Source organism: Streptomyces sp. NPDC086989 (assembly GCF_044745505.1).
In the GTDB taxonomy this organism is placed as follows: Bacteria; Actinomycetota; Actinomycetes; order Streptomycetales; family Streptomycetaceae; genus Streptomyces.
In genome coordinates this window covers 37899-57034 of sequence record NZ_JBIVAL010000010.1, presented here as the reverse complement: position 1 = coordinate 57034, position 19136 = coordinate 37899, and the positions used below count along the sequence as shown (strand labels likewise).

18 protein-coding genes are annotated in these 19136 nt (G+C 73.2%); 7 read left to right on the top strand and 11 right to left on the bottom strand.

All coding sequences use genetic code 11. The features are described from left to right. The first annotated feature begins 147 nt into the window (after window positions 1-147). Both ACIPK4_RS24340 and ACIPK4_RS24335 read left to right on the top strand, forming a co-directional pair. A complete protein-coding gene (locus ACIPK4_RS24340) occupies window positions 148-531 on the top strand; it encodes a VOC family protein (protein ID WP_402315881.1) in 384 nt (127 codons plus the stop codon). Window positions 532-822: 291 nt separating this feature from the next. After that, window positions 823-1395, top strand: coding sequence for a dihydrofolate reductase family protein (locus ACIPK4_RS24335; protein WP_402315879.1), 573 nt, complete (start codon window positions 823-825; stop codon window positions 1393-1395). Between the two features lie 26 nt (window positions 1396-1421). On the opposite strand, the gene ACIPK4_RS24330 is transcribed toward ACIPK4_RS24335, so the two are convergent. The 4 genes from ACIPK4_RS24330 to ACIPK4_RS24315 form a co-directional block, all read right to left on the bottom strand. Next, window positions 1422-2198, bottom strand: coding sequence for a hypothetical protein (locus tag ACIPK4_RS24330; protein ID WP_402315877.1), 777 nt, complete (start codon window positions 2196-2198; stop codon window positions 1422-1424). Between the two features lie 102 nt (window positions 2199-2300). Continuing rightward, complete coding sequence (locus ACIPK4_RS24325) at window positions 2301-3176, bottom strand: S1 family peptidase (RefSeq protein ID WP_402315875.1); 876 nt, start codon at window positions 3174-3176, stop codon at window positions 2301-2303. A 148-nt stretch (window positions 3177-3324) separates the two neighbouring features. Then, the gene (locus tag ACIPK4_RS24320) at window positions 3325-4146 is read right to left on the bottom strand and encodes a DUF1684 domain-containing protein (RefSeq protein WP_402315873.1); all 822 of its coding nucleotides are present in this window, start codon (window positions 4144-4146) and stop codon (window positions 3325-3327) included. Between the two features lie 77 nt (window positions 4147-4223). Continuing rightward, window positions 4224-5567, bottom strand: a complete 1344-nt coding sequence (locus ACIPK4_RS24315) for a DUF5685 family protein (RefSeq protein ID WP_402316269.1) — start codon at window positions 5565-5567, stop codon at window positions 4224-4226. Window positions 5568-5849: 282 nt separating this feature from the next. Between ACIPK4_RS24315 and ACIPK4_RS24310 the strand changes: the two genes are divergently transcribed. After that, the gene (locus ACIPK4_RS24310) at window positions 5850-6299 is read left to right on the top strand and encodes a cell division protein SepF (RefSeq protein WP_054225695.1); all 450 of its coding nucleotides are present in this window, start codon (window positions 5850-5852) and stop codon (window positions 6297-6299) included. 61 nt (window positions 6300-6360) lie between these two features. Here the strand turns inward: ACIPK4_RS24310 and ACIPK4_RS24305 are convergent, their stop codons facing one another. After that, entirely contained in the window at window positions 6361-7545 is a 1185-nt protein-coding gene (locus tag ACIPK4_RS24305; RefSeq protein WP_054225696.1) for an acyl-CoA dehydrogenase family protein, read from the bottom strand. Window positions 7546-7654: 109 nt separating this feature from the next. Then, window positions 7655-9313: an MFS transporter gene (locus ACIPK4_RS24300; RefSeq protein ID WP_402315870.1), complete on the bottom strand. Its 1659-nt coding sequence runs from the start codon at window positions 9311-9313 to the stop codon at window positions 7655-7657. Between the two features lie 307 nt (window positions 9314-9620). Between ACIPK4_RS24300 and ACIPK4_RS24295 the strand changes: the two genes are divergently transcribed. Next, on the top strand, window positions 9621-10736 hold the full coding sequence (locus tag ACIPK4_RS24295) for a hypothetical protein (RefSeq protein WP_402315868.1): 1116 nt from the start codon (window positions 9621-9623) through the stop codon (window positions 10734-10736). A 237-nt stretch (window positions 10737-10973) separates the two neighbouring features. Then, window positions 10974-12062 carry a phosphatase PAP2 family protein gene (locus ACIPK4_RS24290; RefSeq protein ID WP_402315866.1) on the top strand — a complete coding sequence of 363 codons (1089 nt, stop codon included), beginning with the start codon at window positions 10974-10976 and terminating at the stop codon, window positions 12060-12062. Window positions 12063-12415: 353 nt separating this feature from the next. On the opposite strand, the gene ACIPK4_RS24285 is transcribed toward ACIPK4_RS24290, so the two are convergent. After that, window positions 12416-13381 (bottom strand): YafY family protein, encoded by a 966-nt coding sequence (locus ACIPK4_RS24285; protein WP_054224619.1) that lies wholly within the window; start codon window positions 13379-13381, stop codon window positions 12416-12418. A gap of 112 nt (window positions 13382-13493) precedes the next feature. Further along, on the bottom strand, window positions 13494-14405 hold the full coding sequence (locus tag ACIPK4_RS24280) for a transglycosylase family protein (protein WP_402315864.1): 912 nt from the start codon (window positions 14403-14405) through the stop codon (window positions 13494-13496). Between the two features lie 298 nt (window positions 14406-14703). Here ACIPK4_RS24280 and ACIPK4_RS24275 point away from each other — a divergent pair, with 298 nt between their 5' ends. Together ACIPK4_RS24275 and ACIPK4_RS24270 are read left to right on the top strand one after the other, a co-directional pair. Then, window positions 14704-15501: a hypothetical protein gene (locus tag ACIPK4_RS24275; protein WP_402315862.1), complete on the top strand. Its 798-nt coding sequence runs from the start codon at window positions 14704-14706 to the stop codon at window positions 15499-15501. 232 nt (window positions 15502-15733) lie between these two features. Beyond that, window positions 15734-16186: a hypothetical protein gene (locus ACIPK4_RS24270; protein ID WP_402315860.1), complete on the top strand. Its 453-nt coding sequence runs from the start codon at window positions 15734-15736 to the stop codon at window positions 16184-16186. Between the two features lie 19 nt (window positions 16187-16205). On the opposite strand, the gene der is transcribed toward ACIPK4_RS24270, so the two are convergent. The 3 genes from der to cmk all read right to left on the bottom strand — a co-directional run bounded on the left by der (window position 16206) and on the right by cmk (window position 19084). Continuing rightward, on the bottom strand, window positions 16206-17666 hold the full coding sequence (der, locus tag ACIPK4_RS24265) for a ribosome biogenesis GTPase Der (protein WP_054222458.1): 1461 nt from the start codon (window positions 17664-17666) through the stop codon (window positions 16206-16208). A gap of 75 nt (window positions 17667-17741) precedes the next feature. Then, window positions 17742-18431: a lysophospholipid acyltransferase family protein gene (locus tag ACIPK4_RS24260; RefSeq protein ID WP_402315858.1), complete on the bottom strand. Its 690-nt coding sequence runs from the start codon at window positions 18429-18431 to the stop codon at window positions 17742-17744. After that, window positions 18386-19084 (bottom strand): (d)CMP kinase, encoded by a 699-nt coding sequence (gene cmk / locus ACIPK4_RS24255; RefSeq protein ID WP_402315856.1) that lies wholly within the window; start codon window positions 19082-19084, stop codon window positions 18386-18388. Before cmk ends, ACIPK4_RS24260 begins: the two co-directional genes overlap by 46 nt. Between the last annotated feature and the right edge of the window lie 52 nt (window positions 19085-19136).

The window sequence follows — 19136 nt, the reverse complement described above, 5'->3', positions numbered from 1 at the left end:
AGTCCGGCCTCCACCGCTCCCTGCGCCGCCTGGCCGTCGGCGTCGCGTGCCCGCCGGGTGTACCCGGGACAACCCTCAGGGCGCGTGCCGGCGGGCGAGGGGCCGGACGGGTGGCGTGCGCCGCGCGGATCGGAGAGACTCGCGCGCATGGTTTCGATGATCCAGAACGTGGCGGTCGACTGTGCGGACGCCTACGGGCTGGCCCGGTTCTGGAGCGCCGTGACCGGCCGTCCGGTGGACCCGGAGGCCGGGCCGGACTCCCGTGAGACACAGGTGCGGTTGGCCGAGGGACCGGCGCTGTACTTCAACCAGGTGCCCGAGCCCAAGACCGTCAAGAACCGGATCCACCTGTGCCTGCGCCCCGAGACCTCGCGCGACCGGGAGGTGGACCGGCTCCTTGCCCTCGGTGCCGCCTTCGTCGCCGATCACCGCAATCCCGACGGCTCCGGCTGGGTCGTCCTCGCCGATCCCGAGGGCAACGAATTCTGCGTCCTGCGCAGCGAGTCCGACCGCGCCGCCACGACCTCCTGACGCTCCCAGATCCCAACCGGCCGGGCACTTCCACTGGCCGGCGCGACGCAGCGGGCACAGTGCGGTGGTGCTCGCCCCGGACCGGCCATTCTTCGCGGCGCAGCACGCCCTGTCCGAGGCACTCGACCGGCCCCGCGGGCAAGGTCTTCGTCCCGATCGACGAGGACCGATGAATTTCAGCGTGATCAACGGTCATAGATCATGGTGGGCGCGACCCCGACCGCGGGAGCGGACGGGTCACGCCCGGCCGAAACCGCTGCACCCGGACACGAGAGACCGAGGGACCTTCCCATGCGCACCCTGATCAGCACCGCGTTCATCTCGCTCGACGGCGTCGCCGAGGCCCCGGGTGGCGAGCCCGGATACCGCAACTCCGGCTGGACCTTCAAGCACACGGAATTCCTGCCCGAGGCGTTCGAGATCAAGGGGCGGGAGCAGAAGGAGGCCACGGCGATGCTGCTGGGCCGGACCAGCTACGAGGCGTTCAGCCCGGTATGGCCGGACATGGCGGACTTCGCCGACTACAAGGTGATGCCCAAGTACGTCGTCTCCACCACCCTCACCGAGGACGACCTGGTGTCGAACTGGGGCGAGACCACCATCCTGCGCTCGCTCGACGAGGTCGCCGCGCTCAAGGAGACCGAGGGCGGCCCGATCATCGTCCACGGCAGCGCCTCGCTGAACCGGGCCCTCTCCGACGCCGGGCTCATCGACCGCTACCACCTGCTCGTCTTCCCGCTCCTGCTGGGCGCCGGCAAGCGCCTCTTCAGCACGACGGACAAGGACGCGCAGAAGCTGCAGCTCGTCGAGCACGAGGCCTACGCCAACGGCCTGCAGAAGAACGTCTTCGACGTCGTCCGCTGACCCGGGCGTGCGGCGGATGGGGCGGATCATTCGGCGCGCGGTGCGGCCCGGGGCACGGGCACGGGCCGCGGACGGACCCCGGGCCACTCCACGGGCGCGACGACCGGCTCCCGGGCCCCCTTGAGGCAGTCGATGATCCGCTCGTGCGTGTCCCCGACGCTGTCCACCACCTGGATCCGCAGGTGGAACGCCCGCACCTCGTCAATGAACCGCTTCGAGAACACCCCCACCGTTATGGTCTCGTACGTACCGGTCGCCACCAGCGGAAAGCCCGCCCCGAAGCTGGCGAGGCGGAAGTCGCTCGCGGGCCTCAGCCCGGCCTCGCCGAGCAGCTCACCGGCCCGGGCCAGACTCATCCACGCCCCCTCGGGGACCGGCCCGGCGGGTGCGTCGCCCTCCAGCACCACGAAGTAGTCCACGCGGTGCAACACGGTGTTGTGCTGGCCGCCGTTGAAGACGCCCGTGCTCCAGGCCTTGGCCCCGCCCGGCAGTTCCCCCGGCACGTAGTCGGAGCGCCACCCGAGCGCGGGCCGTACCGTACGGGCGTACTGGGCGCGGGCCAGTACGGCGCCGGCCGCCACGGCCAGCAGGCTGGCCAGCGGTTCCTCGGGCATCAGCTGGAGCCGCCAGGGCCAGTGGGCACGGGTCGCCTCGGAAAGGTTGCCGCGGACGATCTCCCAGGCGAGGACGGCGACGAGCAGGCACAGCAGCACCAGGGGTGCGGTGAACAGCCAGGGGTTGCGCCGGATGCGTCGCTGGGCGTCGGAGACGGGACCGCCCCGGCCGGAGGGGGGATTGCTCATGCGTGCCGCCTCACTCCTCGACAATGGTCCCCCGCCCGTGAGTTCGGGCAGGGGACCATGATTGTGCCGGGTCGGGGCGGCCCGTGTCGGCTCACCCCGTCATCAGTACACGCTCACCCCGTAGGCGTTGAGGGCTTCGACGACGGGCTGGAAGAAGGTGGTTCCGCCCGAGGTGCAGTCACCGCTGCCACCGGAGGTCAGGCCGATCGCCTTGGTGCCGGAGTAGAGCGGGCCGCCGCTGTCGCCGGGCTCGGCGCAGACGTTGGTGCGGATCATGCCGTAGACGATGTCGCCGCCACCGTAGTTGACGGTGGCGTTGAGGCCGGTCACCGAGCCGCTGTGGGTGCCGGTGGTGGAGCCGCGCCGGGTGACGGACATCCCGACGGTGGGGTTGGCGGCGCTGGTGATGTCCTGGCTGCCGACGGTGCCGGCGTGGGCGAGGGAGGTGTTGTCGTAGCGCACGAGGCCGTAGTCGTTGTTGGGGAAGCTCGATCCGACGGTCGCGCCGATCGTCGTGGTGTGCGCGGAGCTCGTCCACCAGGTGCCGGCGCCGTCGGTGCAGTGCCCGGCGGTCAGCACGTAGTACGTGCTCCCGCTGCGCACGTTGAAGCCGAGCGAACAGCGCCAGCCGGAGGTGTAGATGGCGTCGCCACCGGAAATCAGCTTGCGCAGTTTGCCGGGGGTGCGCTCGATGCGCAGGGCCGCGGCGTCGGCCCCGGCCTCCGTACGGATCCTGGCGAGGTCCGCGGCGGTGACGGTGGAGTCGGCGGTGACCACGAGGGTTCCGCTGGCGGGGTCGGTGTACCAGGCGGTGCCCGCGACGTCGGCGCGCTGGACGGAGGCTCCGGCGGCGGCGAGCCGCGCTGCGCTGAAGCCGCTGTCCGCGCTCGCCGCGGTGGGGGCGGCGAGCCCGGCGACGGCCGCCAGGCCGGCGGCCACGGCGAGCAGCCGGGTACGGGTGATGCTCTTGATCCTCACTTCTCGTCCTCCCGGGAGGGATCGGGGGCCCGGCGGACGGTGGGGGGCGCCGGAGCCCGTGAGGCGCAGCCGGGGGTACGGCGGGCGCACAGGATTTCGTCGTGCCCCTGACAAGCCCCCTGAAGGCGCTGTCGGGAGTGTCTCGGCGTCAGATTCCGGCGGCAAGGGCATCTTTCAGCCTCCGCTCGCCCGCCGCGACCTCGAAGGGCAGGGTGTTCCCAGGGGGCGGGAACGGACAGATGAAGTGGTCCGCGAAGGCGCAGGGCGGCAGCACGGTCCGGTTGAAGTCCACGGTGATCGAGCCGTCCACCGGATCCGGGATCCCCGGCCTCAGGAAGCGGAAGCGGTAGCTGGAGCTTCCCCCGGTGGCATCGCCGATGACGGCCCAGAGACTGCCGTCGTCCTCGTCGACGGCGACCTGGAGGGTGTGCCCGGCGCCCCGGTACGCGAAGCTCAGCTCGCCGCCCAGGCCGAGCCCGCGCTCGCGCCCGTCGGCGTTCGCCACCTGGACGGTCCGGTCCTCGCCGTACGGACGGAAGCGCCCCGGCAGGACGAAGTCGGGGTCGTACGGGGTGGCCTCGATGCCGGTGAAGGCCCGGCGCGCCGCGGAGGCGGGATCGAAGACCCGTACCGCCCACTCCCCCTCGCGCCGGATCACGGTGATGCGGACGTCCCGGGGGGCGGAGATCCGCGAGCGCGCGGGCGGCGCGTGGTCGGCGGCGAGGACGGCGTCACCGGTGAAGGGCTCGCCGTCGAGGCCGATGCCGTCCTCGGCGGAAGCGGTCAGCGCCACCCCGCCCCCGGTGGCGCGCCAGCGCCCCGGAACGGCCGGAATTCGACCTTCCGGGTAGTCGGAGAGCCAGTGGGTGCCAATGAGGGAAAGGGGGCCATAAGGGGCGGAGACGGATGCCACCCGGTGCTCGTGCCATTTCCGCCAGGCGGTCTTCGGATCGTCTGCGTCATCGCTCATGCCGCTCAACCCTTCCACACGGGCCCGGACGGGAATCTCCCTGTACGCCGTCCGGACCCAAGGAATCTGAGGGGGTCTCAGCAGTCGCAGCCGCAGTCACACCCGTCGCAGCAGCACCCGTCGCAGTTGCAGCAGTCGCAGCAGCCACTGCAGTCGGGGCAGCCGTCGCAGCATTCGCAGGCATCGCACCACGCGTCCCGCTTCTTGCGCGACCACGGCCCCTCGTGCTCGGTGCAGCACAGCTGGCAGGTGCAGAACAGCCCCAGGGCCACGGCGCATCCGGCGAGCAGTCCGCGGCGCGGCTTCTGCGGCGGCAGGCCGCCGCCGGGGCCCATGGGCGGTCCGGGCACCCACGGCCCGCCGGGGCCGCCCGCGCCCCCGCCGTACGGGTTGCCGCCGTACGGATTCCCGCCCTGGCCGCCCTGGCCGCCGTACGGGCCGCTGCCGTACGGGCCGCTGCCGTACGGGCCGCCGCCGTACGGGGCCCCCTGGCCCGGGCCATGGCCCTGCGGAGGCGCCCCATAGCCGCCCTGCCCTGCGGCGTTCATGCCGACGTGCCCGCAGCCGGTGACCCCGAACGCCCGGTCCACCGAGGTCTTCAGCTCGTGCACGAGCAGCCGGTGGGCCAGCCCGGCGTCCGCGAACTCGACCTCGCGCAGCGCCAGCCGGATGCCGTGCAGGGCGTCGTCGGCCAGCCGCCGGGCCTCGGTGAGCGGGGTCCCCGTGGCCGTCAGCGGGTTCCACGCGCCCACGGCGGCGTCCGCGGCCTGGTCCTCGACGGCGTCCAGCAGGTGCGCGAGGCGCCCGAAGTAGCGGCCGGCCTCCGCGAGCGCGGGGGCGTTGCCCGGCCGTCCCGCCAGCTGCGCGGTATGGGCGAACGCGGCGGCCGTCGCGGTCTCCGTCGGCTCGGTCACCACGAGCACGGGCGTACCGGGGCCGGCCAGCGTCTCGATGCCCGCCTGCCGGTCCACGGCGTCGACGAGGACGGCCGTGTCGAAGCCGAGCGAGGCTCCGGTGCGGGCGCCGGCCCGGTCCCAGCCGCGGGCCACCCTGCGCGCTGCGGCGGCGATCGGTGCGCGGGCCAACAGCCCGTCCCGGTCCGCCACGTGGTCCCGGACCTTCGCCGAGGCGAGGACGAGCGAGACGGCGGCCGCGAGCCGCGCCCCCTCACCCTTGGCCACCGCGGCGGTGCGCATGCCGCGCAGCGGGCAGGGGCCTGCGGTGCGCCGGGAGCCGGGGGCGGGTCCGGACTGAGCCTCCGTCAGAACGGAGACGAGCAGCCCGTCATAGTTGGTCACGATCCGGGCGAACTGTCCGTGATCTCCGCGAAGTGCCAGGCACAGCCCGCAGAGATGAGCCATCCACTCCGTTTTGAAACGCTCCCCGAGCCGGTGCGTGCAAGGTCTGACGATGCCGAACAAACCGGTCCCCCGTGTGTCATACGCGTGCGTGATGCGCATCGTATCGAGCCGAATCGTTCACTCATACGCCCCCGGCGGTCACCCACACGGCAGCAGCAGTCGTATTTTCACTCAGACAGCAGCGGTGCCCGTCAGAATCCTTGACGGTGCAACGGATGTTCTGCACCAGTACCGTCACGAAACCCCTGCGCGGCGCCTATCCACTTGGCGCGTTGTCAGCATCATGGACGACCATAGGGGCAGCGGAGAGAAGACAACTGACCGCGGTGAAAGGAGGCGACCATGGGTTCGGTACGCAAGGCGAGTGCCTGGTTGGGTCTCGTGGAGGACAGCGACGACGAGCGTTACTACGACGACGACTACGCGGAGGCCGCGCAGGGTTCCGTCGCGGGCCCCGGCGACCAGTGGGTCACCGACCCCCGGGTCAAGGTCGCCTCGGACTCGGCCGTCGAGCAGGGCCGGCGGATCGCGACGGTCACCCCGGACGGCTTCCGTGACGCGCGCGGCATCGGCGAGCTGTTCCGCGAGGGCGTCCCGGTGATCGTGAACCTGTCGTCCATGGACCCGGCCGACGCCAAGCGCGTGGTCGACTTCGCGGCCGGCCTCACCTTCGGCCTGCGCGGCTCGATCGAGCGGGTGGCGACCAGGGTCTTCCTGCTGACCCCGGCCGACACCCAGATCGTGAACGGCGAGCCCGCCGGCCGCTCGCGCGACTTCTTCAACCAGAGCTGAGCCGGGGGCCCCTCTGCGGGCACCTCCCGGTCGCAGCCCGGGGGGAAAGCGGCCGAGGGCCTCAGCGGAAGGCGTCGAGCCCGGTGAGCGCCTTGCCCAGAACCAACTGGTGCATCTCGACGGTGCCCTCGTAGGTGAGCACCGATTCGAGGTTGGTGGCGTGCCGCATGACGGGGTATTCGAGCGAGATCCCGTTGGCGCCCAGAATGGTCCGCGCGGTGCGGCAGATCTCGATGGCCTCGCGGACGTTGTTGAGCTTGCCGAAACTGATCTGCTCCGGCCGCAGCGTGCCCGCGTCCATCCGCCGGCCCAGGTGGTGGGCGAGCAGGATGCCCTTGTGGAGCTCCAGCGCCATGTCGGCGAGCTTCGCCTGGGTGAGCTGGAAGCCGCCGATGGGCTTGCCGAACTGCTCCCGCGTCCGCGCGTAGTCGAGCGCGGCCTCGAAGCTGGCGCGCGCCGCGCCCATGGCACCCCAGACGATCCCGTACCGCGCATGGCTGAGGCAGCCCAGCGGTCCCTTGAGCCCGGTGACGCCCGGAAGCACCGCGTCCGCGGGCAGCCGCACGTCGTCCATGACCAGTTCGCTGGTGACCGAGGCGCGCAGCGACCACTTGTGCTTGATCTCGGGCGCCGAGAACCCCGCCGCGTCGGTCGGCACGGCGAAGCCGCGGATCCCCTCGTCGGTCTGCGCCCAGACGACCGCCACGGACGCCACGCTGCCGTTGGTGATCCACATCTTGCGGCCGTTCAGCACCCAGTCGGTGCCCTCGCGCTTCGCGTAGGTGCGCATGGCGGCCGGGTCGGAGCCGACGTCGGGCTCGGTCAGCCCGAAGCAGCCGATCAGCTCGCCGGCGGCCATTCCGGGGAGCCAGCGCTGCTTCTGCTCCTCGGAGCCGTACTTCCAGATCGCGTACATGGCGAGGGAGCCCTGTACGGAGACGAGCGAGCGGATCCCGGAGTCGGCGGCCTCCAGTTCGAGGCAGGCGAGCCCGTACTGAACGGCACTGGCGCCGGCGCACCCGTACCCCTGGAGGGACATCCCGAGCGCACCGAGCGCGCCGAGCTCCTTCGCGAGGTCGCGGATCCCGGGGAGTTCGCCGCTCTCGTACCAGCCGGCGACGTGCGGGAGCACGCGGTCGGCGGCCCAGCCGCGGACGGTGTCGCGGATGGCGAGGTCCTCGGGCGCGAGGAGCTCGTCGAGCCCGAGCGGATCGGTGGGGACGAAGGGCGTTCTCGACGCGGACACGAAGGGCCTCCCGGCGGAGATGCGGTCATGACTAGCGCTGCTAGTTTGTCGCCACCTCCGCCCCGGGTCCACCCCCACCTGCACGTGGTGCGGTGCGGCGGACGCGGGGTCAGGCGGTGCGGGCCGCCGTGTCGCGTTCCGGCTGCGCCGCGGCCGGAACGCGGCCGGAGTCCGGCCCCGCCTGCGCGGGGAGCCGGACGGGTTCGCCCTCGGCCTCGGAGGGGTCCTGGCACTCCATGACCCGCGGGAGCTTCAGCGCCATCACGGCGCCCGCCAGCAGCAGGACCACGCTGACCAGGAGCGTGACGTGCAGCCCGTGCACGAACGAGTGCCGCGCCGCGGCGTACAGCGACTGACCCGCGGCGCCCCCGAGGGAACCCGCGATCTGGTAGGCCTCGCCCAGGGAGTTCGCGGCGTCCGCCGCGTCGGCGGCCGACACCCCCGGCACGTGCAGCAGCCCCGGCGCGTAGGCGGCGTTCATCACGCTGCCGAGCAGGGCGATGCCCATGCCCGCGCCCAGCTGGTACGAGGTCTCGCCTATGGAGGCCGCACCGCCGGCGGTGGCCGCGGGGGCCTCGCTCAGCATCGACTCGTACGCCGCGAACAGCGTGGTCTGCAGCCCGAAGCCGAGCACGATGAACCCGATCGTGAGCAGCGCGGGCCGGTCGTGCTGGCCCATGAACGTCAGCAGCAGTACGCCGCAGGCCGTCAGCACGAAGCCCAGCGACACCATGGTGCGCGGCCCGATCCGGGCCAGCGTGTAGGAGCCGGTGGCGCCGGCGGCCATCGCGGCGAAGGTGAGCGGCAGCAGCCGCAGCCCGGTCTCCAGCGGGCTCAGGTGCAGGACCAGCTGGAGGTACTGGACCGCGATCAGCTCCAGTCCGACCAGCGCCAGCATGGCCAGCACGATGCAGCCGACGGCCGTCGAGAAGGCGGCGCGAGAGAACATGCGCATGTCGATGAGGGGGTGCGGGCGCCGTCTCTGCCGCCGTACGAAGAAGATCAGCAGGGCCGCGCCGAGCAGCAGCGGCACGAGCGCGTCGGCGTCCAGGAGCCGGCGCTCGGCGCCGATGCGCTTGACGCCGAGGACCACGCCGAGCACGCCGCCGGCGGCCATCAGCGCGCCGAGCACGTCCCACGGTCCGTCGCAGGCGCCCTTGGACTCGGGCAGCAGCCAGCGTCCCAGGGGCAGGATCAGCGCCATCAGCGGGATGTTGATCAGGAAGACCGAGCCCCACCAGAAGTGCTGGACCAGCAAGCCGCCGAGGACCGGTCCGCCGGCGGCGCCGATGGCGGCCACGGCGGTCCAGATGCCGATGGCGAGGGCCCGCTCGCGCCGGTCGGGGAAGACCTGGCGCAGGATCGACAGGGTGGCCGGCATGATCATCGCGCCGCCGACGCCGAGCAGGGCCCGGGCGGCGATGAGCACCTGGGCGCTGTCGGCGAGGGCCGCCAGCGCGGAGGCCGCGCCGAAGAGGCCGTAGCCGAGGAGGAGTATCCGGCGGCGGCCGACCCGGTCACCGAGGGTGCCGAACAGGATCAGCAGGGCGGCGCAGACCAGCGGGTAGGCATCGACGATCCACAGCAGCTCGACCGAGCCGGGGCGCAGGTCCTCGGTGATGGAGGGGACGGCGACGTGCAGGATCGTCGCGTCGAGCGCGACGAGGACCAGGCTGACGCACAGGACCGCGAGGACGAGCCAGCGGTTGGCTCCGCCGGAGGCGGCTCGCAGCCGCAGCCGGAAGGCGGCCGCGTTCGTCCCCGACATGCATGTACCTCCCAGATGATCGCTCGCACTCGGCGGACCAGCGTGCTGCGGAGCCGCGGGGTGGTGCGCGGTGCGGCGTCCTACGGGGTCCGGCATCGACAGGCGAGTGAAGGGTCAGCGTACGCGAGTTCGTCTGTCCGACACGTGGCCAAGCTCTCACCTCGGCGGCGGCCGCGGTGTGGTGTGTGCCACTCGCCTCACCCCGCCCTCCTCCCCCGCTGCCGCCCGGTGGCGTCCCCCTCGCGTACACGCGTGGTCACGTCCGGTGGTTCTGCGCCGACGGCGGCCGCGGGCGCCACCGATAATCATGCCCGTGAAAGATCTTGGATTTCGCCGGGCCGCGCCCGCGCTGGCCGTCTTCGCGGCGGTCCGGCTCCTGGGGCTGGCCGTGCTCGCGGTGTGGGGCGCCGCCGCCGGGAGCAGCCCGCACACGCTGCTGTCGGCGCGCTGGGACTCGCTCTGGTACGCCCGCATCGCCGCCGAGGGGTACGGGTACGAGGTGCTCCTCCCCAACGGGGACGTGCACTCGAACCTCGCGTTCTTCCCGCTGCTGCCCTGGCTGGAGCGGCTGGTCGCGGCGCCGACCGGGCTGTCGTACGGCTCCGCGGGCCTGGTGGTCTCGGCGGTCGCCGGGCTCGCGGCGGCCTGGGGGATCTTCGCCGTCGCGGACCTCGTCCACGGTCGCCGGGCGGGCGTGTTCGCCGCCGGGGTGTGGGCCGCACTGCCCGTCGGCATCGTGCAGTCCATGGCGTACAGCGAGTCGCTGTTCACGGCGCTGGCCGCCTGGGCGCTGTACGGGGCCCTGCGCGGCCGGTGGCTGACCGCCGGCCTGCTCGCCGCGGGAGCGGGGCTGACCCGCCCGGTCGGTGCCGCGGTGGTGGCGGCGGTGTGGGTGGCGGCCGCACTGGCCCTGCGGCGCGGGGAGCGGTCCTGGCGGCTGACTGCGGGAGTGGCCCTGGCCCCGCTGGGGGCGGCCGCGTACGTGCTGTGGGTCGGGGCCCGCACCGGTCACGGGCTGCTCGGGTACCTGGACGTGCAGGGCGGCTGGGGCAACGGCTTCGACGGCGGCTGGGCGTTCGCCCGGTTCATCGGGGCGAAGCTGACGTCGTCCGCCGCCCCGGCCGGGGCCGGGCTGATCGCGGGCGTCGTGCTGGTCCTGTGGCTGTACCGGCTGTGCGTGAGGCAGCGGCAGCCGGTGCCGCTGCTCGTGTACTGCGGGATCGTCGTGGCGCTGGCGCTGTGCGCCTCGGGGTACTTCGGGTCCAAGCCGCGGCTGCTGCTCCCGGCGTTCCCGCTGCTGTTGCCCATGGCGGTGGCGCTGGCCCGGTGGCGGACCGGCCGGGCGGTCGCGGTGCTGGGGACGGCGGCGCTGGCGTCGGCGGTGTACGGGGCCTTCTGGCTGAACGGGTCGGGGCCCCCGTAGGAGCCGCACCACGGAATGGATCATTCCGATCCATCTTTCAGCAAAGTAATTGAGCGGGAGTGATAAAGCCCGGCCCAGTATGCGAAACAATGGCCGAGGCAATGGATCTCGACGGCTCCAACTAATGCCGGATTCCAAGGAATTAAGTCCCGCGTGAGACCAACTCCACATCACATGGTCATCACAAAGCCCGTGATTCGACCGGGCCGCCCATCGGCGCGCGGTAACGTCGATTGAGTGCGTACCGACCAAATGCTGACCCGTCTGGAGCGGGTGTTCGCCCGGCTGGACCGGGAACCAGAGCGACCGGCTCATCTGCAAACACCGCAGATGAGCCGGCACCGCATCGTGCTCCTCGGATCGACCCTCGCGTTCTACCTCGCGATCGTGGTGGCCGTCCTGACCACGTCCTGGCTCGTCCGCCTGGACTGGCAGGTCATGTTCTTCCGCCCCTACGAGCAGTGGCCGCAGCTGCACGCGTTCCTCGACTACCTCGTGGTCCTGGGCCAGCGCGGACCCACCGCGGTCATGGTCGCCGCATGGCTCGGCTGGCGCTCCTGGCGCCAGCACACGCTCCGCCCGCTGATCACCCTCGGCGTGGCGCTGCTCCTGCTCAACATCACCGTCGGCGCCGTCAAGCTCGGCCTGGGCCGGCTCGGCCCGCACTACGCCACGCAGATCGGCTCCGCCGAACTCTTCGCCGGCGGCGATATATTTCCTTCCGGCCACACCGCCAACGCCGTCGTGACCTGGGGAATCCTGGCCTACCTGGCCTCCACCACGGTCACCCGGCGGGTGCTGTCCGTGGTGTCCGCCACCGTCTCCCTGAGCGTCGGCGCCACCACCGTGTACCTCGGCACGCACTGGGTCAGCGACGTGCTGCTCGGCTGGTCCGCGGGTCTGCTGATCATGCTGGCACTGCCCTGGTTCGAGCCGCTGATCGCCGGTGTCGAGGCCCGGGTCTTCGCCCTGCGCGAGCGGCAGCGCCGCCGGCTGGAGACCGGAACCGTGCCCGCCCCGGTCGCCACCATGCTCACCCCGCTGCTCTCCGCGGGCGGCAAGTGGCAGCTCCGGCTCCCCGCCGGGGCCACCGGCCCGCAGGAGGCCGCCGCGCCCGCCGGCCCGCCCGTCCCGGCGACCGCGCAGGCGGCCGCCGGTGCGGCACACGCCCCGGCGCCCCGGCCCACCGCGCACATCTCCGGCCGGCCGCACCTGATCCGGTCCGAGCGCACCCCGGTCACGCCGGCCGGCAGCCGGCGCCCGGCCCACACCGAGCGGCCCGCCGCCGCGGGACGAGCAGCGGCCCGTCCGGCCGCCGGCGGCTGAACACCCCGCGGGACGGTACGCACCACCTCCCCCGCACCACCGAGGCGGGCCGGGTCATCACCCGGCCCGCCTCGGCCATTGAGGTGATCCGCTTCGTGCACACCACCGGAACGTCAGCGCAGCGCCCGGAGGTTCGTCCGTACCGGGTCACGCTTGTGTCACGGAATGTCGACAGTTCTTTGACGGGGCCGCCTTCCCCCGAAGCGGCGCGGAAGGGACCGTGCGGCATTCCTTTTCCGGCCCGCGACATGCCCGGCGCACATCGTGTTTCGCATTCCGTCCCGGACCCCCGGAATTACCCCCGGGATTGCACCCGCCCACCCCGCACCGCCCGGCGAACCCCCTCCGTTTCCTTACATCTTCTCCACGGCCCGCCCGAGAAGGTCCCGGGCCGCTCTGATCCGGTCCGTCAGCTCCGGCGGCTCCACCACCTCGAACTCACAGCCGAGCAGCATGACGTGAATGACGAGTACGTCGAGGCTCACGGCCCCCGTGCGCAGCAGGCAGCTGTCGGCGTCGAGCGGCTCCAGGACACCGTCGGCGGGGCCCACGGTCCGGGCCGCCGCCTCCGCCGGCATCTTCAGCCTCAGCACCGCCTTGGCCGCGTACGCCCCCTGCGAAACGCCGCGCGACACGTACGCGGCGAGGTCCTCCGCGGGGGCCGGGCGTGGGGTGAACCGCGGTCCGTGCGGCGGTGTGGGCTCGATCCGGTCGGCGCGGAAGGTCCGCCAGTCCTCCCGGTCCACGTCCCAGGCGACCAGGTACCAGCGCCGCTCCGTGCACACCAGACGGTGCGGTTCCACCACGCGGCGGCTGACGTTGCCGCCGTGGTCCCGGTAGCCGAAGCGCAGCCGCTCGTTGTCCCGGCACGCGGCGGCGAGCTCGGTCAGCACGGAGGCGTCCACGGTGGACGGGCCCGGGCCGCGCAGCATGGGCACGGTGAACTCGTTGAGCGCCGACACCCGCCGCCGCAGCCGCGCCGGCAGCACCTGCTCCAGCTTGGCGAGCGCCCGTACGGAGGCCTCCCCGATCCCCTCGACACCGTTGCCCGCGGCCGTCCGCAGACCCACCGCCACGGCGACGGCCTCGTCGTCGTCCAGCAGCAGCGGCGGCAGCTCGGCCCCGGCGCCCAGCTGGTAGCCGCCGCCGGTGCCGGGGCTGGCGTTCACGGGGTACCCGAGCTCCCGGAGCCGGTCCACGTCGCGCCGCACCGTCCTCGGGGTCACGCCGAGGCGCTCCGCGAGGTCGGCTCCGGTCCATTCGCGGTGGGCCTGCAACAAGGACAGCAGGCGCAGCAGTCGTGCGGAGGTCTCCAGCATGCCGAGCAGTCTGCCTCCCGGCGGCCCGCCGTCCGAATCGCCCCCGCGCCCGGGCACACCGGCCGGGCCTCGGGGCGCCCCCGTCACGGACCGGGGCGACCCCGGCCCCCCGTCACAGCCCCGGCCGCACCGCCGGGCCCGCGGGGGCCGGACCCGGCGTGACCGCCGGTGCGGGAGGCTTCGCGGCCGAGCTCGGCACGGCCGCCGCAGGCGGGCGCTTCACGGCCGGACCCGGCACGGCCGCCGGAGGCGGGCGCTTCGCGGCCGGACCCGGCACGGCCGCCGGTGCGGGAAGCTTCGCGGCCGGACCCGGCACGGCCGCCGGAGGCGGGCGCTTCGCGGCCCCGGGCGGCGGAGGTGTCTGCGCCGGGGTCGGACGTGCCGCGGGAGGTGGTGCCGCCGGGGTCGCCGGGGCCGGCTCGGGGTCCGTCGGGGGGAGGGTCAGCAGGGTGCCGACCACGAGGGCCTGCGGCTTCGGGCCGATCACCGCCCGGTTCGCCTCGTACAGTGCCTGCCGGCCGCCCTTCACCCGGTACCGCCGGGCGAGCCCGTCCAGCGTGTCCCCGGCCCGGACCACGTGCATGCGCCCCACCAGCCCGTACCGCTTCGAGCACACCGGCCAGGCGTCCCATCCCTGGGACGCCACCACGTCCTCCGCCACCCGGATCTGCTGCTCCCGGCTCGCCAGATCGGCCCGCGCGGCGAACGCCAGACCGCCGTGCTCCTCCCACGTCGGCTGCCAGAACTGCAGGCCCCCGTAGAAGCCGTTGCCGGTGTTGACCGCCCAGCGCCCGCTGCTCTCGCAGTCGGCCACGCAGTCCCAGGGCCACTCCCCGCCCGGCCCGCAGTCCCCGGGGCCGGTTCCGATGATCCCGGGCGAGCCGGGGTGGGCCGCCCCCACGGGCCCCGGCGCGGGCGGCGGCGGAGCCGCGCCGGCCCCCGACGGGAGTACGAGGACGAGGGCCGGCGCGGCAGCGGCAGCGGCGGCCGCGGCAGCGGCCCACCGGATCCGGAGGTCGGGCACCGCGTCACGCTACGCAGCGCCGCGGCGCCCGCCGAACCCGCCACGCGGCCCGCCCCCGCGCCCCACCCGGTCGGCCCAGCCGCCGCCCTGCCGGAAACGGCCAGGAACGACCATCAACTGGGCGCATCCAAAAAACAGTTGGCAGGAAAACAAAGCCCCGGTCCGACGGTTCACCCCTCCGGGGGCCCGGTTCGATTCCGTTCCCTCCAACGGCGTGACCCCGGCCGCCGCCCGACCGTTGAGCCCGGTGTGCCGGGAACCGCCCGGCCCGCGTTCGCCTAGTCCGAGGAGCCAGCCCGTGCCCCGCATGCTCGACGTCAGTGATGAGGTACGTGCCGAGATCGGTGACGAAGAAGCCGAGAGGCTGCTCACCGGCGACGACGCACCGCGCAGCTACGACTGCACCTCCTGCCGCACCCCCGGGGACCCCGAGACCGACCGCACCAGCACGGTGCTGTTCGTCGGCGAGGAGACGGCCGTCCTCGCCTTCGCCCACGCCGGCTGCATCCCCTCGCAGGTGGTGACCGTCTCCGAGGAGCAGCTCCAGGGCGCGGTCCGCAGCATCACCGGCGACAGCCCCGCCGGCGGCAACGCCCCGCAGAACGTGCCCGGCGGCCAGGCCGTCCTCGGCATCACCAGCGGGCTGGTCCTGATCGGCGGCGAGCTGCACCCCGCCCTCGTCGTCGAGCCGACCGCGCCGATCGCCCGCCCCGGCACCACGGGTCCCGGCGACGACTTCCTGCCGCTCCTCATCGAGCAGGGGTTCATCCCGGTCACCGACACCGCCGAGCTGCCCTCCCCGCTCGCCGGCTGGTCCGTGCTGCTCGCCGCCGGCCAGCTGCACGCCGTGCTCCAGCCCGGCGCCGACGGCGGCGGCCAGGTCGCCTGGTGGCAGGCGCACCAGGCGCTGTCGGTCACCGACGGCTGGCGGGCCGCCGTCAACAAGACCCAGCGCGTGCTGATCTACGCCGCGCCGGTCGGCTCCATCGGTCAGCAGCCCCGCGAGGACCTGCTGCGCGACGCCCTGGACAAGGCCGCCGCCGGCGGCAAGCTCGTGGCGGCCTCGATGCCGCTGGCAGGCACCTCCGGCGCCTGACGCCGCAGGGACGTCCGAACGGCTGCGCCGCCCCTGGTCAGGGGCGGCGCAGCCGTGTGCCGGCCGGGCACTCCCGCCGGTGGCCGGGGATGCGCGGTCTCTCACGCGCACCCCCGGCCATCTGCGTTTTCTGTCCCTGCGCCCGCATCCGCAGGGCCCCGGGTTCGTTGGCTGATACGTGCATTCATACGACCCCTCCCGCGCCCCTGCCCACGCGAGCACCGTCTCCCCGATGCGCCCCGCAAGGGACCGGGAGAGCGCTCCGGCCGCCGTCTCGCACACCCCGATCTACGACACGCTGTACTCCGAGTACCTGCGCGCCTTCCGGGCCCTGCCGGGCGACCGCACGGGCGAGGAGGACCTCGGCTTCACGGCGTTCTCGTACGGCAGCTCGTACACGGGTGGCGGCGCGGTGTACGGGAGCGGCACCGGCCCGTACGGGAGCGGCCCCGCCTACGGTGGCGGCTCGTACGGAAGCGGCTGGAACGGCTCCGCCTGGCAGACGGATCCGTGGCCGGCCGTGTACGCCCCCGCGCCGCAGCCCTCGTACGCGTACGCCGGGTCCGCGGCAGGCGGCGGCGAGCCTGGCGGAACGGGCCCCGCATACGCGAGCGGGCGGCAGCACCACACCGGGATGCAGCACATCCCGGCGGCCCTGCCGCCCGCTCCGCGCCGGGGTTACTGACCCCTGACCGCCGCCGTTGCTACTTCTTCTTGTACTGGGCGCCGCGCTTCTCGCGGACCCGCACGGAGATGTGGATCGGGGTCCCCTCGAAGCCGAACTCCTCGCGCAGGCGGCGCTCGATGAAGCGGCGGTAGCCGTGCTCCAGGAAGCCGGAGGCGAACAGGACGAACCGCGGCGGCTTGCTCCCCGCCTGGGTGCCGAACAGGATGCGGGGCTGCTTGCCGCCGCGGATCGGGTGCGGGTGGGCCGCCACGACCTCGCCGAGGAAGGCGTTCAGCCGCCCGGTCGGAACCCGCGTCTCCCAGCCCGCGAGGGCCGTCTCGATCGCCGGGACCAGCTTCTCCATGTGACGGCCGGTGAGCGCCGAGACGTTCACCCGCGGCGCCCAGGAGACCTGCTGCATCTCGGTCTCGATCTCGCGCTCGAGGTAGTAGCGGCGTTCCTCGTCGAGCTCGTCCCACTTGTTGTACGCGATCACGATCGCGCGCCCGGCCTCGACGGCCATGGTGATGATGCGCTGGTCCTGGACGCTGATCGTCTCGGTGGTGTCGATCAGGATGACCGCGACCTCCGCCTTCTCGACGGCGGCGGCCGTGCGCAGGGAGGCGTAGTAGTCGGCGCCCTGCTGGAGGTGCACCTTCTTGCGGATGCCCGCGGTGTCCACGAACTTCCAGGTGACGCCGCCGAGCTCGATCAGCTCGTCGACCGGGTCGCGGGTGGTGCCGGCCAGCTCGTTGACGACGACGCGGTCCTCCTTCGCCACCTTGTTCAGCAGCGAGGACTTGCCGACGTTCGGGCGGCCGATGAGCGCGATGCGGCGCGGGCCGCCGATCGGGGTGCCGCCGAAGGTCTGCTCGGGCGCCTCGGGGAGCGCCTCCAGCACGGCGTCGAGCATGTCACCCGTACCGCGGCCGTGCAGCGAGGAGACCGGGTGCGGCTGGCCGAGGCCCAGCGACCACAGGGAGGCCGCGTCGGACTCGCCGCTCTGGCCGTCGACCTTGTTCGCGCACAGGACGACGGGCTTGCCCGCCCGGCGCAGCAGCTTGACGACGGCCTCGTCGCTGTCGGTGGCGCCGACCTTGGCGTCGACGACGAAGACGACCGCGTCGGCGGTCTCGATGGCGTACTCGGCCTGGGCGGCGACGGCCGCGTCGATGCCGAGGACGTCCTGCTCCCAGCCGCCGGTGTCGACGACCTTGAACCGGCGGCCGGCCCACTCGGCCTCGTACGTGACGCGGTCGCGGGTGACGCCCGGCTTGTCCTCGACGACCGCCTCGCGGCGGCCGATGATGCGGTTCACCAGGGTCGACTTGCCGACGTTCGGGCGGCCGACGACGGCGAGCACGGGCAGCGGCCCGTGGCCCGCCTCCGCGATCGCACCCTCGACGTCCTCTACGTCGAAGCCTTCCTCCGCGGCGAGCTCCATGAACTCCGCGTACTCGGCATCGCCAAGCGCTCCGTGGTCGTGCTGGTCGTTCATGAAGTCCGTTCCTCGTCGTTCGTGGTGATCGGTGGTGCCCGCGCAGCGCGGTTCCACTACTGGGTCAAGTCTCGCTCAGCGCCCGGTGAGGCGCTTGGCGTCGGCCAGGTGGGCGGTGAGCCTGCTCTGGATGCGTACGGTGGCCTGGTCCAGGGCCGTACGGGTGCGACGGCCGGTGCCGTCGCCCGCGTCGAACGCCGATCCGAAGACGACGTCGACCCGGCTCTTGAGCGGCGGCAGTCCGCGGACCAGCCGCCCTTGGCGTTCGGTGCTGCCGAGCACGGCGACGGGCACGACGGGTGCGCCGCTGCGGACCGCGAAGTACGCGAGCCCGGCGCGCAGCGAGGCGAAGTCGCCGTCGCCGCGGGTGCCCTCGGGGAAGATCCCCAGGGCTCCGCCGTTCTCCAGCACCGCCAGCGCTTTCGTGACGGCGCCCCGGTCCGTGCCCGTACGGTCGACCTTGACCTGGCCGATCCCGTCCAGGAACGGGCCGAGCGGGCCGATGTACGCCTCCTTCTTGATGAGGAAGTGCAGCGGCCGCGGGGCGGTGCCCATGACCATGGGCCCGTCGATGTTGTGCGCGTGGTTCACGGCAAGGATGACAGGGCCCGAGGCGGGCACGCGCCAGGCACCCAGCACGCGCGGCTTCCACAGCCCGTACATGAGGCCGATGCCGATCCGCCGGCCGAGCGCCGCACCCTTGAGGGAGGGCGTTCCGCTCACGTGCGCGCCGCCCGCTTCTCCTCCACCAGGGTCACGACGCATTCGATCACCTGGTCGAGCGTGAGCTCGGTGGTGTCGACCTCGACGGCGTCGTCGGCCTTGGCCAGCGGGGAGGTCTTGCGGCCGGAGTCGGCGGCGTCGCGCTTGATCAGGGCTTCCTTGGTGGCCGCGAGGTCCGTGGCCTCCTTGCCGCGCAGCTCTCCGCTGCGGCGTGCGGCGCGGGCCTCGGCGGACGCGGTCAGGAAGATCTTGAGGTCGGCGTCGGGCAGGACGGTGGTGCCGATGTCCCGCCCCTCGACGACGATCCCGCCCTCGGCCGAGGCCGCGATGGAGCGCTGGAGCTCGGTGATCAGGGCGCGCACCTCGGGGACCGCGCTGACGGCGCTGACCTTGGAGGTGACCTCCTGGGTGCGGATCGGGCCGGAGGCGTCCAGGCCGTCGACCGTGATGGTCGGCGCCGCCGGGTCCGTACCGGAGACTATGCCGGGCTTGCCGGCGGCGACGGCGATGGCGTGCGGGTCGTCGGTGTCGATCCCGTTGGTGATCATCCACCAGGTGATGGCCCGGTACTGGGCACCGGTGTCCAGGTAGCGCAGCCCGAGCTTGGCGGCCACGGCCTTGGAGGTGCTGGACTTGCCCGTGCCGGAGGGACCGTCGATGGCGACGATCACGGCGGACGGAGCTGCGGTTTCCACGGTGCGGGCACCTTCCTGGTTGCGCGTACGTGTCCGGGCGCGGCAAAGCGCC